Genomic DNA, 16,231 nt, shown 5'->3' on the forward strand with positions numbered 1-16,231 from the left:
GCTTTTCACCGATCGCAAGAGAAGAGCCATGCCATGCTGTCCGGTTACTCCGTCACTCGAAGAGAGGAAGCGATGTCGTGGACTTGATCTCCTGCATCGCGAAGGATGAGCTGACATCGCGCAGATCGGCCACCTTCGTTAGCTTGCGATAAATGCGATCGTAATCTGCAATGTCGTGCGCCACGATTTTCAGGAGATAGTCGATCTCTCCGCTCATCCTGTAGAACTCTAGCACCTCGGGTATTCTGGCTACACCTTCCGCGAAGGTCTGCAACCAATCCTCGCTGTGGCGGGCCGTCCGCACTGCGACGATCACTGTCACCCCAAGCCCCAGCCGGGCGCGATTCAGGATCGCAACGCGGCGATCAATGATTCCGGCTTGCTCCAGACGTTTAATCCGCTTCCAGCAGGGAGTGGCTGAAAGACCCACGCGTTCGGCGATATCCGCGATCGCGATGGTGGCATCCTCCTGCAGCAGCGCAAGGATCCGTCGATCCGTGGTGTCCAGCATTATATTCTCCAAAAATGGGTAATATGGGGATATGTATCCTACATATTCGCTACTAGAGCTAAAATAAAAGAAGCCATTTTCGCGAATCCTAATCTAGCATTCCTCCCCAGAAGGAGAGCCGGATGTTCGATCGCCTGTTCCGAGACCATCCCCGAAGCGTGGGCGAGACCTATTTCGAGCATTTGCGCAAGGCGAGCGGGTTTGCGGGTACGATGTTGGTCGCCGGGGCAGCTTGCCTCGTCCATGCAGTCATCCCCAGCCTCTTCGTTCGGACGGCCAGCAAGACCGTCATGCGTCTCCACGACCGCATGGTTGCAAATCGCACGGTTTCTTCCTCGGGCCGAGCCGCCCCGCCGGCACGGCGGGGCTGATCCGCATGGCAAACTGCGCTGACGAGATGGAACGGGCCGCCTCTTGCAAGGTGTCGACCATCCGCGGCGCTGACCTGTTCTGTGACATCGAGCCATCCGCTCGTTTGACGTGGCGCCATCTCGCGCCGGGTTTGACCGTGGTTACGTTGGGCACGCTTGCGGCGGGTTTCCTGTCTGATCGTTACGGCGCGCCTCTCACACTTATGGCTTTGCTGGTCGGACTTTCCCTCAACTTCCTTGGGGCCGACCGGAAATCCGCCCCAGGCGTCGATTTCGCGTCAAGCTCCCTGCTTCGGTTTGGCATCGTGCTGATCGGTGCGCGCGTGCACATCGATCAGATGATTGCCCTAGGCCCGGTCGCCATGGTGGCGATCCTCGGCGTCGTCGCGCTTGCCATCTCCGCCGGGATCATCGCGGCTCGTGTCCTTGGAGAAACAATCGCTTTCGGCGCGTTGGCCGGGGCAGCGGTGGGCATTTGCGGAGCCAGTGCGGCAATGGCGCTCGCGACAACGCTGGGCGCTCGGCGCGCGAACGACGGGCAACTGACGCTGGTGCTGGTCGGCATCTCGGCCATGAGTGCGGGAGCGATGGCGATCTATCCGCTGGTTGCCCACGCGCTGAACTTCACGGACCTGCAGGCTGGTTTCCTTCTCGGCGCCTCAATACACGACGTCGCCCAGGCGGTGGGTGCGGGATATTCTTATTCGCCGAGGGCTGGCGAGATAGCGGCAATCGTAAAACTTACCCGCGTCGCGCTGCTCGCGCCTGTGCTGGCAATTGTCGCCGCCTCGCTGCCCCGCGGCTCTACCGGAGCGCGGGGCCCCACGGTGCCCTGGTTCGTCGCGGGGTTCTTTGCGGTGGCAGGCGTCAACTCGCTGGGCTGGATACCGGCCCGCGCCTCAGACAGTGCGAATGTCATCGCGGTCGCCCTGCTAGCGGCGGCGGTGACGGCGACGGGCATTCGAGCCCCGATTACCCGACTTGTCGCAGCGGGGCCGCGGCCGCTTATCATCATTTTCTTCGCTACGCTGCTTGTGTTCGGCGCCGCGGTGGGAGGAGCACTTCTGATTGGTTGAAAACGAAAATTCGTGGCGAGGCTCGTGAACACACTGCCCCGCTCGGCAAAAAGTTTAGGTCATGCAAGGCACACCATAAGTTTGTTGTTCATCGGCACGCCCCGGATAATGCAGGGGGGCACGCCGTGCTCGGGGCCCTCCAGTGTCGCGAGGTTGCCTGACCCAAACGTAAAAAACAGGGGGAAGCATGAATTATCTGCACATGAATCGAGGCTCGATTTCCTTCCGGAAGACAATTGTCCGCCTTCTTGCAACGATTGGCACCACGGCGCTGTTGACAGCGGGGGATGCGGCCCTTGCCGCTGAAACGACCGCGCCCGAAGGGGCGGATCAGAGCGATCTTATCATTGTGACCGGCACTCGCCGGACTGAGCGTACCGCGACGGAATCCAGCGTTCCGGTTGACGTGGTCAGCGCGCACGACTTGGCGTCATCTACGCCGTCGCCTGACCTCAACGACAAGCTTGCGCGCCTCATTCCCTCTTTCAATGTGCAGCGGTTGCCGACGTTCGACGGGGCCTCCTTCGTTCGCCCGGCGACGCTGCGCGGTCTTTCGCCGGATCAGACGCTCGTTCTGGTCAACGGCAAGCGTCGGCATCGTTCAGCGTTCATCAGCACGCCGCAGCGTGGAGAGCAAGCGGTCGACCTTGCGCAAATCCCGCAGATTGCGCTCTCGCGGATAGAGGTGCTGCGTGACGGCGCTTCAGCGCAATATGGGTCGGACGCCATAGCGGGCGTCATCAATCTGATTCTTGAAGATCGGGTTGGGTTCGACTTGGATGCGCAGGCAGGTCAGTATTACAAAGGCGATGGCGAAGGTTATCTTGCGGCGGGAAGGGCGGGTCTCGCCCTTGGTGATCGCGGAGTTCTGAGCGTTGCGGGCGAGTTCTCGTCACAGGGCGAGACGGATCGCGGCACTGCCGTCACCAAGATAGGCCAGCCTTTCGTGCAGAGCTGGAAAATATTCGTGAACACCAAGTACGCGCTGTCGGACGGGGTGGAAGCTTATGCGTTCGGCAATTACAACTGGACGAAGAGTCGCGCGCCTTTCCTCAATCGGGACACGGGTAATGCGGTTTACGCCCGGTCGTTTTTCCAGGACAATCCGCCGTTCATTTTCCCGACCTGGAACCTCACCAGCGTCTATCCCAACGGGTTCAGCCCGCGTTTCGGCTCCGATTCCAAGGATACCAGCATCGTCGCCGGGTTGCGGGGTGAGATTACCAACAATTTGCGCTGGGATGTCAGTGGCCGGTATGGCCGCAACAGAATAGGCTACAGCCTGTCGAACTCGATCAATGCGTCGCTCGGTCCGCAATCGCCGACGTCTTTCAACACGGGCAGCCAGATCCAGACAGAGTATGCCGCCAATGCCGACTTCACCTGGCTTGCGGAAGTCGGGCTTTATCGGCCGATCAGCATCTCCTTCGGGGGTGAGTGGCGGCGTGAGCGCTATCAGATCAATGTGGGCGACGTCGCGGCATATGCGGTCGGTCCGCTCAGCGACTTGCCGCCGGGCGCCAACGGCTTTCCATCGCCGACTCCCGATCAGGCAGGATCCTGGAAACGCGATAGCCGCGCAGCTTACGTTGACATTGATATCGATCTAGACAAGCGATTCAACCTGGGCGGCGCGCTGAGGTTCGAGAACTTCGACGATTTTGGCTCCACCTGGAACTATAAGTTCTCCAGCCGTTACAAGCTGACGCCGTGGCTCAATCTGCGCGCCGCCGTCAGCACGGGGTTCCACGCCCCAACGATCGGTCAGCAGAACCTGACCAACACCACTCAGAACCCGGACCCCAACAATCCACCTCCGGCCCCTCAGGTTATCCTGACCAACGGCCTCATCCCATCGACTAACCCGATCGCCCGTCTCGCCGGCGGAAAGCCCCTGGTTCCGGAACGGGCGACCAACTACAGCGCGGGTTTCGTCTTGATGCCCATCGAAGGGCTGACGCTGTCGGCCGATTACTACCATATCAACATTCGTAATCGGCTGGGCCTTACCTCGGTGTTAACCCTTACGCCGGAACAGCGAGCTGTGCTTATCGCTCAGGGAGTCAGCCAAGCGGCGCAGCTTTCGACGTTCCGTTTCTTTATCAATGGATATGACACCCGTACTAATGGTCTCGACGTCGTGGCCGTCTATTCGACGCGCGCGGGCAATGGGCAGCTATCGCTCACCGCTGCCTACAATTACAACCAGTCACGGGTGAGTGGCGGGGATCCCAAGATCGTGGACGGGAACCTCGTGCAGGACATTGAGCATCGCTTGCCGCATCATACTGCGAATGTCGGGGCCGATTATCAGATCGGCCGGGTGGGGCTGTCGGTGCGAGGGCGCTACTACGCCGCCTTTACGGATGCGCTGCCGTTCTTCCCGCCCCAGTTTAACCAGAGATTCGGACCGGAAACCTTCTTTGACGCGTCCGTCTCCTACGCCGTGACCGAAGAAGTCCGAGTGACGCTCGGCGCGGAGAACATCTTCAACAATTATCCCGACAGCTACAAGGGTGGTCTATCCTTCCTGGGCTTCCGTTATCCTGCATTCCGTCCTTACGAAGCCGACGGCGGGCGTTATTACGCGCGCGTCTCGGCCCACTTCCGGTGACGGCTCCCGTCAACGGCGCAGCTGAAGCTGATGGCTTCTCGCTGCGCCGAAAACCCGTCTCGCCTTCCGAGTTTTCGCGGCGTTCGGTGGCCGTGATCTTTGCTGCGCTGGTCGCTTCGACGCTCGCCGGCCTGATCGTGGCAAATACTGCCATCACCATCTTCATCGGGGTGATTGCCGGCGATTACGGGTGGTCTCACGCGGAAATCGGTGCGGCGGTAACCGCGCTGTTCATCGGTGTCGGCGTCGGCGCACCACTGTTCGGCCCCGTGGTGGACCGGGTGGGAGCGCGCCGTGTGGTGCTGCCATTGGCAATAACGTCGGGCCTGCTGCTCAGCAGCTTGTCGCTGATCGGGCCGTCGTTGCCCCTTTTCTATGCGGTGCATTTCCTGCTGGGCATGGCTACTCCGGGTGCGGTTGCTTACAGCAAGCTCATCTCCACCTGGTTTTTTCGGCGGCGCGGAATCGCGCTGACTGCTCTCGGCGCGGGATCGTTGCTCGGCTCGGTCATCGTCCCCCCTCTTGCGCGGCTTCTCCTCGAACGTTTCGGTTGGCGCAGCGCTTATCTCGGGTTCGGACTGGGCGAATTGTTCATCGCGTTCCCAGTGCTGCTCCTCTTTTTTCGCGAGCGGCCGGTTTCCCGGACAGATGAAGGCACGATCAGCAATGAGGTGCATCCGGACGGAGCACCGCCGATCGGCATTCTTAATGCAGTGAGAAGCAAATCCTATTGGTTGGTTCTAGGTACGCAGATCACTGGCATGTTCGTGTATTTCGGCTTCGGCACGCACGCTATCGGCATCATGTCCGAACGGGGAATCGACGCCGCAACGGCCACGTTCGGCGTCTCGGTTGTCGCGTTGGGAGGGGTTCTCGCGCAGATGGCCACTGGTCTCCTGCTTGATCGGTTCGATACGCCAAGGGTCATTGTCCCCTTCGCCGCGTCCTCGGCGCTGGGCCTTGGTTTGCTCTTCTCCAGTCGCGGCACGGTGCCGGTGATCGCCAGCGTCTTCCTGTACGGCGTGGGCATCGGTGGCCAGATCAGCATGACTTCATACTTCATCACGCGGTATTTCGGGGTCCGCAACTTCAGCAAGATCTACGGATCGCTCATGCCGGTCCTGTTGCTGTTCAGCGCGCCCGCGCCAATCGTTATCGGGGCGCTGTTTGACGCCAGCCGCTCATATATTTCGGCACTGGCGGTGCTGGAGGCATGTTTGCTGGTGTCGATCGTGCTGTTCGCCCTGCTGAAGGCATACCCCTATCCGGTGCCGCCAGCGCGAAGGGCGTCGGCGTCCAAGACCAGCGTCTGTCCATCGGAGGCCGAACCGGACAAGAGCGTTTTCAGTCAACCCGCGCGTGACGACGGTTGCGTGCATCAACAATAAGATCGGAGAACGAGATGGCGCGACATTCGGGTCTGAGGCTTGGCACCGTAGTCTACGCGACTGGACAAACACAGTCGAGCTGGCTCGACCCGCGCGCCAAGCTCGATGGCGACATCAACCTCGATTATCAGCGACGGATCGTGCAGGAGGCTGAGGCGGCGTGTCTTGACTTCGTCTTTGTGGGCGACGCGCCTTATTGTAACCCCACCTCCTGGCCGGGCCTGCTCAACCGCTTCGAGCCGGTGACGCTGTTGTCGGCGCTTTCATCCGTGACTTCTCGCATTGGCCTGATCTCGTCGATCAGCACGACCTTCAGTGAACCTTACAACGTCGCGCGCCAGCTTGCCTCGCTCGACCATTTGAGCGGAGGCCGCGCGGGTTGGAACATCGTGACGACCGCGCATCCGGACGCAGCCAGGAACTTCAGCCAGGACACGCTGCTCGATCACGACGAACGCTATGCCCGCGCGGCCGAGTATCTCGAGGTCGTCCGTGGTTTGTGGGATAGCTGGGAGGCAGGGGCGTTCGTGCGCGATCGCGAAAGCCGGCGGTTCTTTGATCCGGCCAAGCTTCATCCGCTCGACCACGTGGGCAAGTACTTCTCCGTCGCGGGTCCGCTTTGCATCGAGCGGCCGCCGCAGGGGCATCCCGTAATAGCGCAGGCGGGCGCGTCGCCCGCGGGAATCGCATTCGCTGCGCGCAATGCGGAAGTGATCTTCGGCGGTGCGCGATCGTTCGAGATCGCTTCAAAGCAGTATCGTGCGACCAAGGCTGCGGTTGAAGAGGCGGGCCGATCGCCAGACGCGATCGTGATGATGCCTGGCGTCGCCCCGATCATCGGGTCGACCGTTGAAGAGGCAGAGAGGCGCTTCGTAGAGCTTAAGCAACTCGTCCACCTCGATGAGGCGTTGGTAACGCTAAAGGACCTGTTCCTGGGCCATGACTTCTCGCAGTATGATCCCGACGCCCCGTTTCCCGATCTGGGTGAAGCCGGCGCCAGCGGCTGGCAGAGCCGAACCAACCAGATCAAGGAGAAAGCCGCGCACAACGGCATGACATTACGACAGGTAGCAATGGATCAGGCTATTCCGCGAACCGGCTTCATAGGCAGTCCAGAAAAGGTGGCCGATGAGTTCGAACGCTGGTTCACCGACGGTGCGGCTGACGGGTTTATTCTGAACGTCGGTAATAACGACAGCCTGTCGGATGTGATTGAACATGTGTTGCCGATCCTGAGGAAGCGCGGACTTTTCCGTGAAGATTACGTGGCAAACACGCTGCGCGGCAACCTGGGTTTGCCTGAAGTGCCCAGTCGCTATGGATGATGCTGACGGGGGCATCGACGAAAGCTGACTACGAAACCCAACGGTGACCCGATCAGCGTTCGCGCAATGACTTGTTCGAGCTATTTCACTTCGTCGGTGATGGCCAGGATTGTCTCCGTGAATGCTCAACTTCGTCTTGCACTTGGTGCCGCGATAACCGGCGCGCTCGCCACTTTACAGTGTCGAGCGTGCAATATCCGCATCGCATACGGCAGATGGATAAGGCTTGCGACGGTTCTTCGTCCAAGCCTTCGAATCCATTCGGCCTTATCAGTCCATAACAGCCGCTACATCAGCCATCGCTTGGTTTCGTCGATCACAATCGACGCAAGAGGCCCGGTTGCTGCCACGGTACAAATCAAAATTTGAAACCGAGGGTGACGCCATAGGTCCGCGGCGGCTGGTAAGATGCCGCGGTGCCGTGAACCGCACCATCCAGGCCGAGAAGCACGGCCTCGTTTGTGAGATTCTTACCCCATATGCTGACGGAATAGGCTTCATTATGCGCAACCCAACTGAGGCCGGCGTTCAACAGCAGGTAATCGCCCTGCCTACGCCGATCATCGACTTCCGTGAAGAAGCCGTCATTGTAGAGCGCATTGACGTCTGCCGTCACTTCGCCACCCAGGAACGGTGCGCGATATTGACCGCCCAAAGTCGCGGTGAACTTGCTGGCGAAAGGGATTTGATTGCCAGTCGCATCGACTTTGATTTGCGCATTGCCGCCAGTGCCGGTCGGCACGAAGGAATCGGCATTGGGGAAAGCGCCGAAATGAGGATCAAGCCAGGTCAAACCGCCAGTGATCCGGAAGCGATTGGTAAGAAGCGCCGTAGCATCCAGTTCCAGACCGTATATCTTAGCCGCAGCCCCGTTCTTGACGCCGATCTGCCCGCTCGGCGGGAAATAGCGAACCTGAATGTTGGAATAATCGTAATAGAACGCAGCCAGATTCATCCGAAGGTGCCGATCGAACAGTTCGCTCTTCAAACCGACTTCATAGGCATCGAGCACTTCCGGGTCATATGGCGGATCGGTCAATAAAGTTGCGTTGAAACCGCCACTCTTGAACCCTCGATTGTATGAGGCGTAAGCCATGATATCGCGCGAAAACTGGTGATCGAGCGACATGCGCCAGGTCAGCTTGCTGAATGTCTTGCTGGCATCGCCCGCCTGGATCACGCCAATAGGAATACCTCCTACCACGATGGCCGATGTATCGCCTTTAACCGATCGACGATCCTTCGTGTAGCGAAGGCCCAGCGTCAGGCTGGTTCCCTGCCCGAAATCATACGTGGCCTGGCCAAATGCCGCGACTGACCGTGTTTTCTGAAATGAATTGGTGATGACGTTGGTGGTGAAGAAAGGCGGCTGAATCGCAGGGCCTTGTTGGACGATTTCGGAAAACCATCCCGATTTGTCCCAGAAATAATAAAGGCCGGCGACCCAGCGAAGAGGGCTGTGATTATTCGAAATAAATTGAAATTCTTGGCTGAATGACTTGTCGTTGAGATTGGCCGTTAAATCCAGGGCCGGAGTAGGAGTTAGGTCGTAATCGAAATTGATGTCGAATTTGACTTTACGATAGCCCGTGATGCTCACGAAATCGATGTTGCCCAGTTCCTGATTGACCCGGAATGTCAGGCCATAGGAGTTTTTGAGGTTCAGCCGGGATCGAAAGCTGTTGTTCGTGTCCCAAGGACCTCCGGAAGGGGGAGGCCCAAACAACGGCAGTTCGTCAGCAACTTGCCGAAACGTAGGAAGATCGCCGCGACGGTCGGCATAATCGGCCGCGAAATGGATGGTAGTGGTGTCGCCTGGTTTGAAGACGAAGCTCGCCCGGGCAGCAACGTCGGAATCCAACTTGTTTACTTGCCCGCCGCTTGGCAGCATTCTGCCGTAACCATCGCCCTGCGTCGAGGCGCGCACGGCAAGATCGGCGGCGAAAACGTCAGATCCGCCGGTGACGTAAAAGTTGCCTGTCCAAGTGTTATAATTGGCATAGGATACGTCGCCATTGCCGCTGAAGCCGGCCTTGGGCTCTTTGGAGATGATGTTGATAACACCGCCGGTCGCGTTGCGTCCGAACAGGGTTCCCTGAGGGCCTTTCAGGATTTCGACACGCTCGATGCTGTTGAGCGAAAGCAGCGTTCCCGGAACCGCGGCGACATAAACGCCGTCAACAAATGTGGCGACAGCATTTTCGATGCCCGGACCGAAAGTCGGGTTACCGACCCCGCGCAGGCGCGGCAGGAAATAGCCGGCGTTCGAGCCCACGTTGAGACTGGGCGCCACCATCGTCAGGTCCGAAGTATTGGCTACGCCGGCGGCGCCAAGTTGCTCAGCTGTCACCGCGGTGATGGCGATGGGAACATCCTGCACGTTCTCTGCGCGCTTTTGCGCAACGACCACGATATCAGCCATGCCGGAAGATGGACTGACTTCTGTCGCTGGTTGCGCTGCGGCGTCTTGAGCTAAAGCTTCTTCGCTCGGAAAAAATAAGATAAATGCAGTAATTGCGAATATGGAAACGCCGTTTTTTGCCGTTGATCGAAAAGTTATTTCTTTAGCGGCGTCAACTATGTCTGTAATCATTTTTCCTCCCCACAAGGAATTTTGCTCGATTTGCGACCGCGTGCACTCCGTGAATCACGGTTCAAAAAGGCGGTGCGGCATAATTTCTCAATGTCTGACGAGCGGCCTCTTTCGGGCACTTGCCGACCGGTATGTGCATAAGATATGATTGGGCGATGCGTTATCCGTTTTTGGCAAATGTTGAGGCTGAAAGGAGGCGGGCGATGTGGACCGACCGCACATCGTCGGAATTAGATCGTGTAGAGAGGCTCAGTCATTCCGGATTGGTCCCCCCGCCTCCCGGATGGGCGATGGAATATACGCAACTAACGCCAGCGGCCGGGCAGGGAGAGTGCCGAGACATTAACCTGCCGGGCCTTCTGCTTCGCAGCAGCAGCTTTGAAACCAGGCTGAGCATGTCAGGCTGCGGCGAGCGCGAAAGGCATATTTTTGTCTTCCTGTCCAATCTGCGGGGCGAAGGAAAGCTGAACGGCAAACGATTGGATGAAGGATTGGTGGCGGTGTGCGGCGCTCAGCCGTTCGAAGTCGTCTCACCGCCGATGGACATGGTCGGCATGACGATCGCTCGCGATTTGTTGGATGGGTATCTGGAAAGCGCGGAAGGGTTGGTGGCGCCGGGCTGGATGGATGACGGTGTTCACTTCGTCGGTAATAGCGAAGCGACCCGGCGCGCGGGGCGGATGATAAAGGCATTGATGACGAGCTATTACGACGATCCGTTCGCAACTGGGGAAGGCGAGGGGCGGCAGGCGCTCGCGTTCTCAGTACTCGATATACTGGTGCCGATCCTTATCGACGTTGAGGCGGAAAGGGATCACCATTTATCCAATCGGTATCAAATTGTGCGACGGACGCGTGAATACATTCTCGATCGTATCGACGAGCCTTTGCAGATCAGCGAAATCTGCCGGGAATTGGGTGTTTCCCGTCGTGCGCTGCAATATAGCTTTCAGGACGTGCTTGGCCTAAATCCCGTTGCCTTCTTGCGGATTCTGCGCCTCAATCGAGCCCGTCGCGACTTGGTCAGGACGGAAAGATCCTTGCAGGTCAAGGATGTGATTGATCGCTGGGGATTCTGGCATCCCAGCCGTTTCAGTTGCGAATATAAGCAGATGTTCGAAGAGTTGCCCTCCGAAACGTTGCGGCGGTGCCGCGCCGCTGCCTGAATATTTGCCAAGATTGGATACCTCACCCCGCAGCAGCGGTTTAGCCTGCCACGTTGACGACAATGCAGGTGGAGAGAATTATGCGGACGGGTTTCCTGAAAGTCGAAGGTGCTGAACTTTACTATGAAGTGCGGGGAAGCGGTCCCCCTTTGGTGATGGTGGTCGGAGCGGGCGGTGACGCTGGCTTTTATGAGGGCGCCGCGGAGGAGTTGGCGGATGCCTTTACCGTCATCACTTATGATCGGCGCGGCAATTCCCGAAGCACCGGTCGGACCGATAAGCCGATGCAGTTCGAAGAGCAGGCAGACGATGGCAAGGCGATCATCGATGGCCTGGCCGGTGGGCGGGCGCTGGTCTATGGCAGCAGCCTGGGCGCCCTGATCGCCCTTGACGTGGCAGCGCGGCATCCGCACGCCGTCGAAGCTTTGATCGCGCATGAGCCACCGGCCGTAAGAGTCCTTCCCGATGTCGACGATCAACTGGCTTATCTGGAATCGATCTACACGACGTATCTTCAGGAAGGCCCTTATGCGGCCGGGATGAAGTTCGCGTCCTCATTTCCCGGAGAAGGCACTTATCACTGGCCGGCTCCTCTTGAGGAGCGCTTCGGCGGCAATATCGACTTCCTCTTCGAGACCGAGTGGAAAAGCATCGCCGCATATCAGCCCGATCTCGCTGCGCTCAAGTCCGTAGCATTTCCCATCGTCATGGCTGCCGGTTCTGCTGACCGTGGCTGCTATTTCGCCCGTTCTGCGGCTGTCATCGCCAATGAAATCGGCGCGGAGTGGGCAGAGTTTCCGGGGATCCACCTGGAAGCCGTGGCCCGGCCGGCGGTACTCGCCGGCGCGCTGCGCGTCGTTGCCACGGGCCTGCATGCCCGCGTGACCCGATCGATTCCATCCCAATGGTCCGCACTGTAAAAAGGACGGAAACGACTTTGGCTCCTTCGGAGGACGGGCCGCAAGAAGATCGGCATGATTCATTCGCCTGGTCGGATTGCGTGCCGTCGCCCCGATGAACGCTCACGACGCGCATGCGTCAGATTTCGAGTGCGATCTGATGACCTCACTTACAATTGATTCCCTCGTTGCGCCTTTGCCGGATCGCTACGAGCGCCTGCGAATCGACGGGGCGTTTCTGTACACAGCCGATCCTGAACAGCCGGTCATAACCGACGGATCGTTGCTGGTCGTGCAAGACCGCATCGTTGCGGTCGGCTCCCGCGATCAAGTCGATGCCTACAACGCCGGGCTGCCTCCCGCCGCAGGTCTGACGCGGCGCATCGACGCCACTAACAGCATGATCCTGCCCGGCTTGGTGAACAACCATTGGCATGAAAGCAGCGCCCTGATGGCGCTGGGGACAGTCAATGAGAACCCGGACGACAGCGACACCACCTCGGGAGGCATGTCCGACGGAGCGGACGTCTGCGCTGCGTCCGGGCATTTCCTTCAATTGTTCGATCTCCTGGAGGGCTTGCCACCGGAACTGGCTTATCTTTTCGCTCTCAGATCTTACGCGGTGCAATTGCGATCAGGCACCACCTGCGTTGCCGATTTCGGGTCGGCCAATCGGCCGGACGAGCTGGCGCGAGCTATATTGGCCACGGGTATACGGGGGGTCGTAACCCAGTATGGGGTCGATGGTTCAGCGAATGAGACCGGCTTCGTGCGGTCGCGGGATACTGACAATCTGCTTGCCGAGATGGAGGCGATGCTGTCTCGTTACGGGCAGCACGAGTCCGGGAGATTGCGCGCTATGCCAAGCGCGCTTTGGCAGCTTACCGCCAGCGACGAACTGCTGATCGGGGTCGAGGGGCTTGCTCGCCGTTTTGATGTGCCGTGGGGTTCCCATCTTGCCGGCTTCGGCAATGAAGCGAAAGAAACGCAACGGTGCTTCGGCGTACGGGCGATAGAACGCATGCACCGGCTCGGCCTCTTGTCGGGCCGCCTGATCTCCGTACATACCGCGTATGCCAATCCGGACGAGTTTGATTGGCTCATTCAAGCCGGCGTACATCTCACCTATTCGCCGCAAAAATATGGAGCCAGCGGCGAGGCGCCGATCATTTCCACCGGTTTGATCCTGGACTTCTTGAAAGCCCAAGCTCCAGTCACTTTCAGCTCGGATGGCGATATCAGACCGATGGGGCATATGCCCGAAGCCATGCGGATGGGTTGGCTTCAATGCAATGAATTGGCCGGTGATCGCTCACTGCTTACACCGATGAAGACCCTGTCGATGGCAACGCGTATGCCCGCTAGTTCGCTGAATTGGGCATCGGACCTGGGAATGCTCGCGCCGGGTATGAAGGCTGATTTCTTTACCGTCCGGCTCGACGATTGGCGCTTTGATGGGATGCGGCGGCCACTGGATACCTTCCTGATTATGGGCGGCAGCAGCGATGTTGATTTGGTGGCGGTCGATGGACGGATTCTGGTTGAGAATCGCGCGCTGACCTTCATCGATGAAGCAGGCTTGTCACGCGCCTTCGTGCACGGGGTGAAAGGGTTGGCTGCGCATCTGGGAGCCTGAGATGCCCTCAAGCCGAAGGACGGCGGTTTTCAATTTTTCGCTTGCCAATAATTATCCGACCAAGCAGTCTATGAACATGGAAATTTGCATGGGATTTGCCTGGCGAGCTATTGTGTCAACCGCCGGCGGTAGATGATGGTGGTCGAGAAAGTCAAATTCGTTGTATTTCTGAAAAATTTGGTATTTCCTATGAATGTTATAAAAATTAGAGAAGTAATTAAAGTAGAGGAATTTTATCATGGGAAATGGTAGTGATAACGTTGCAAACCTTGTCCATCGCTCCGCCAAGGATTGGATTTCTCTACTAAGATCGGGAAGAATTGGCGCGGTTGAGCTGCTTGATCTACATCTGGAGCAGCTGAATCGGTATAATGATAAGATCAATGCTATCGTCGTTCGCGATTTGGACGCTGCTTACGCAGCGGCGCGCGTGGCCGACAATGAGACGCGCACGGATGACAAGCCGCTTTTGGGCCTGCCCATGACGGTGAAGGAATGTTTCGGCATTGCGAATCTTCCCACCACGTGCGGCCTGCCGGTTTTTGCAGACAACAAGGCCGCGCGTGACGCGGAAGTGGTCGCCAGGTTGAAGAGGGCTGGGGCCGTCATTTATGGTAAATCGAATCTCCCACCGGGCGCCTTCGATTGGCAATCAGACAATCCGCTTTATGGACGCACCGTCAATCCATGGGACGTGACGCGTACACCCGGCGGCTCTTCGGGCGGCTCGGCGGCGGCGGTCGCGGCGGGCTTCACTTCGCTTGAGTTGGGCAGTGACATCGGCGGTTCCGTGCGTGTCCCGGCGCATTGCTGCGGCGTCTATGGCCACAAGGCGAGTTGGGGCATCGTGTCATTGCAGGGCCATGTGCCGCCAGCCCCCGGTCAGGACATACCGGTGGATCTCGGTGTCGCCGGTCCACTCGCGAGGAGCGCGGCTGATCTGGAACTTGCGATGGACATCCTGGTCGGTCCCGAAGATCGCTTTGCCGGTCTATGGTCTGCGGCGATGCCGCCCGCGAGACATGAAAAGCTGTCTTCTTTCCGGGTAGCCGTCTGGCTTGATGATGACGCCTATGGAGCAGACCGACGGTATCTGGCCGCGCTCGAAGAATGGGTTAACGATATTCGCCAATTGGGAGTGAAAGTCGAAACGGCTCGTCCCCAGGTGAATTGGCAGGAGTCCTTTGAGATCTACCTGCTCACGTTATTCCAGCTGCTGGCCGCCACTCAGCCTCTGGAAGCAATGGAGCAACATCTTCGGCAGGCTGCCGCTCTTTCGCCTGAAGATAAGGGCTATCCCGCCTATGTATTGCGGGCAATGCAGATGCGGCACTACGAATATGTGCATCTGACGGATCGCCGCCGGGCGCTGATGCGGTCTTGGGCCGCATTCTTCAACGACTATGACTTGTTGATCTGCCCGGCCTTCCCGACCGTCGCTTATCCGCATGACACCCGGGGTAATGAAATTCCTGATCCCATCCTTGCTTATGAGCACCGTGAGATGATCGTGAATGGAACTGCACGGCCTTACATGGACAACATTCAATGGCCATCAGTCGCCACTGTCGCTGATCTGCCGGCCACCGTTGCTCCCACCGGCCGTTTTGTGGACGGCATGCCGGTAGGCGTGCAGCTTATCGGACCTGCTATGGAGGATCGTACCCCCATTCGTTTTGCTTCGCTTGTGGAGCAGGAGATTGGCGGCTTCAAGGTGCCGACGGGGTTTTAATCCGCATGAAGGGGATTGGATCAGGGTGCCTGGCCGATCCCCTTCATGCAGTTCGGATGTCTCCCGCCAGATCAGTCTTTAAGAAGGGACGTGAGTACGCCAGCCAGCGCTTCGGGAGCTTCGAGTGGGGCAAGATGGGCAGTGCCGAGCGGGCAGTGAACAGCACCGGGAATGCGCGCGACCAGATGCTCTCCATGGCCTTCAAATGGGGTTGAGGTATCGCGCGTGCCAGTGACGATCACCGTCGGGCAGGCGATTGCACCAAGGCGATCGGCAAGATTCATATCTCGGATGGCCGCACCGCAACCGGCATATCCTTCGGCATCCATGGCCAAGAGGTGCCGGCGCACGGTTTCGTAGACGCCCGGATTAGCCGTCCCGAAAGCTTCGGAGAGGAAGCGTCCCATGGCAAGGTCTGCGATCGCTGCCATGCCCTCGGATCGCACTATGACAACGCGGTCGTTCCACGCCGCGGGATCCATCGTTGCCGAAGTGCAGATAAGCGCCAGTTGCTCAAGTCGGCGGGGCTGTTGCAACGCCAGCTCCATGCCGATCATGCCTCCGAGGGAGACACCGGCCAGCGAAAATCGCTCAAAACCAGCGGCTTCGGTAACCGCTAAAACATCAGCGGCAAGAAGAGACAATGACCAGTCGCCCGGTTCCGCGCGAGAGGCGCCGTGGCCGCGTGTGTCAATGCGCAGCAATGCAAAGCTGTCACGCAGAAGAGGCAGAACCGGATCCCACAAATCCATGTCAGTGCCGATCGAATTGAGCAGCACCAGTGCGGGCGCATTGTCGCGCCCATCGCGTTTCCAGTAGAGGCTCGCGCCCGGAACTTCGGTGAAGGCCATTACGCGTCCGCCTTCGCCACAGCCTTATTGAGGCTGAAGTTGGTTCCTGTTTTTGCTTTGAGGTCATTG

12 protein-coding genes are annotated in these 16,231 nt (G+C 58.7%); 9 read left to right on the forward strand and 3 right to left on the reverse strand.

The genetic code is table 11. From position 1 onward, the window contains the following. Positions 1-52: 52 nt before the first annotated feature. Positions 53-511, reverse strand: a complete 459-nt coding sequence (locus V7D69_RS05555; protein ID WP_324063291.1) for an Lrp/AsnC family transcriptional regulator — start codon at positions 509-511, stop codon at positions 53-55. Positions 512-633: 122 nt separating this feature from the next. Between V7D69_RS05555 and V7D69_RS05560 the strand changes: the two genes are divergently transcribed. From V7D69_RS05560 to V7D69_RS05580, 5 genes are all read left to right on the forward strand, one after another. After that, positions 634-882: a DUF6356 family protein gene (locus V7D69_RS05560; RefSeq protein ID WP_324063293.1), complete on the forward strand. Its 249-nt coding sequence runs from the start codon at positions 634-636 to the stop codon at positions 880-882. 26 nt (positions 883-908) lie between these two features. Then, positions 909-1,958, forward strand: coding sequence for a YeiH family protein (locus V7D69_RS05565; RefSeq protein ID WP_333605291.1), 1,050 nt, complete (start codon positions 909-911; stop codon positions 1,956-1,958). A gap of 187 nt (positions 1,959-2,145) precedes the next feature. Continuing rightward, a complete protein-coding gene (locus tag V7D69_RS05570) occupies positions 2,146-4,572 on the forward strand; it encodes a TonB-dependent receptor plug domain-containing protein (RefSeq protein ID WP_324063295.1) in 2,427 nt (808 codons plus the stop codon). Beyond that, complete coding sequence (locus tag V7D69_RS05575) at positions 4,569-5,960, forward strand: MFS transporter (protein WP_333605286.1); 1,392 nt, start codon at positions 4,569-4,571, stop codon at positions 5,958-5,960. The genes V7D69_RS05570 and V7D69_RS05575 overlap by 4 nt, the downstream gene beginning before the upstream one ends. A 14-nt stretch (positions 5,961-5,974) precedes the next feature. Further along, positions 5,975-7,285, forward strand: coding sequence for an LLM class flavin-dependent oxidoreductase (locus V7D69_RS05580; protein ID WP_324063299.1), 1,311 nt, complete (start codon positions 5,975-5,977; stop codon positions 7,283-7,285). A gap of 358 nt (positions 7,286-7,643) precedes the next feature. Here V7D69_RS05580 and V7D69_RS05585 read toward each other — a convergent pair whose 3' ends face one another. Beyond that, positions 7,644-9,695 carry a TonB-dependent receptor gene (locus tag V7D69_RS05585; RefSeq protein ID WP_324063301.1) on the reverse strand — a complete coding sequence of 684 codons (2,052 nt, stop codon included), beginning with the start codon at positions 9,693-9,695 and terminating at the stop codon, positions 7,644-7,646. Between the two features lie 473 nt (positions 9,696-10,168). On the opposite strand from V7D69_RS05585, the gene V7D69_RS05590 reads away from it, so the two are divergent. The 4 genes from V7D69_RS05590 (at position 10,169) to V7D69_RS05605 (ending at position 15,311) form a co-directional block, all read left to right on the forward strand. Further along, on the forward strand, positions 10,169-11,044 hold the full coding sequence (locus V7D69_RS05590) for a helix-turn-helix domain-containing protein (RefSeq protein ID WP_333605287.1): 876 nt from the start codon (positions 10,169-10,171) through the stop codon (positions 11,042-11,044). A gap of 80 nt (positions 11,045-11,124) precedes the next feature. After that, on the forward strand, positions 11,125-11,964 hold the full coding sequence (locus V7D69_RS05595; RefSeq protein ID WP_324063249.1) for an alpha/beta fold hydrolase: 840 nt from the start codon (positions 11,125-11,127) through the stop codon (positions 11,962-11,964). A 139-nt stretch (positions 11,965-12,103) separates the two neighbouring features. After that, positions 12,104-13,579 (forward strand): amidohydrolase family protein, encoded by a 1,476-nt coding sequence (locus V7D69_RS05600; RefSeq protein ID WP_324063246.1) that lies wholly within the window; start codon positions 12,104-12,106, stop codon positions 13,577-13,579. Between the two features lie 238 nt (positions 13,580-13,817). Then, positions 13,818-15,311 (forward strand): amidase, encoded by a 1,494-nt coding sequence (locus V7D69_RS05605; protein WP_333605288.1) that lies wholly within the window; start codon positions 13,818-13,820, stop codon positions 15,309-15,311. Positions 15,312-15,382: 71 nt separating this feature from the next. On the opposite strand, the gene V7D69_RS05610 is transcribed toward V7D69_RS05605, so the two are convergent. Then, positions 15,383-16,162, reverse strand: a complete 780-nt coding sequence (locus V7D69_RS05610; RefSeq protein WP_333605289.1) for an alpha/beta fold hydrolase — start codon at positions 16,160-16,162, stop codon at positions 15,383-15,385. Positions 16,163-16,231: the final 69 nt, after the last annotated feature.

The sequence above is a fragment of the Novosphingobium sp. genome (assembly GCF_036733805.1).
In the GTDB taxonomy this organism is placed as follows: domain Bacteria; phylum Pseudomonadota; class Alphaproteobacteria; order Sphingomonadales; family Sphingomonadaceae; genus Novosphingobium.

Excerpts from the sequence above, each read along its gene's own strand:
- V7D69_RS05555 (WP_324063291.1), bottom strand. The coding sequence starts at position 511 with ATGCTGGACACCACGGATCGACGGATCCTTGCGCTGCTGCAGGAGGAT.
- V7D69_RS05560 (WP_324063293.1), top strand. The coding sequence starts at position 634 with ATGTTCGATCGCCTGTTCCGAGACCATCCCCGAAGCGTGGGCGAGACC.
- V7D69_RS05565 (WP_333605291.1), top strand. The coding sequence starts at position 909 with ATGGAACGGGCCGCCTCTTGCAAGGTGTCGACCATCCGCGGCGCTGAC.
- V7D69_RS05570 (WP_324063295.1), top strand. The coding sequence starts at position 2,146 with ATGAATTATCTGCACATGAATCGAGGCTCGATTTCCTTCCGGAAGACA.
- V7D69_RS05580 (WP_324063299.1), top strand. The coding sequence starts at position 5,975 with ATGGCGCGACATTCGGGTCTGAGGCTTGGCACCGTAGTCTACGCGACT.
- V7D69_RS05590 (WP_333605287.1), top strand. The coding sequence starts at position 10,169 with ATGGAATATACGCAACTAACGCCAGCGGCCGGGCAGGGAGAGTGCCGA.
- V7D69_RS05595 (WP_324063249.1), top strand. The coding sequence starts at position 11,125 with ATGCGGACGGGTTTCCTGAAAGTCGAAGGTGCTGAACTTTACTATGAA.
- V7D69_RS05600 (WP_324063246.1), top strand. The coding sequence starts at position 12,104 with ATGACCTCACTTACAATTGATTCCCTCGTTGCGCCTTTGCCGGATCGC.
- V7D69_RS05605 (WP_333605288.1), top strand. The coding sequence starts at position 13,818 with ATGGGAAATGGTAGTGATAACGTTGCAAACCTTGTCCATCGCTCCGCC.
- V7D69_RS05610 (WP_333605289.1), bottom strand. The coding sequence starts at position 16,162 with ATGGCCTTCACCGAAGTTCCGGGCGCGAGCCTCTACTGGAAACGCGAT.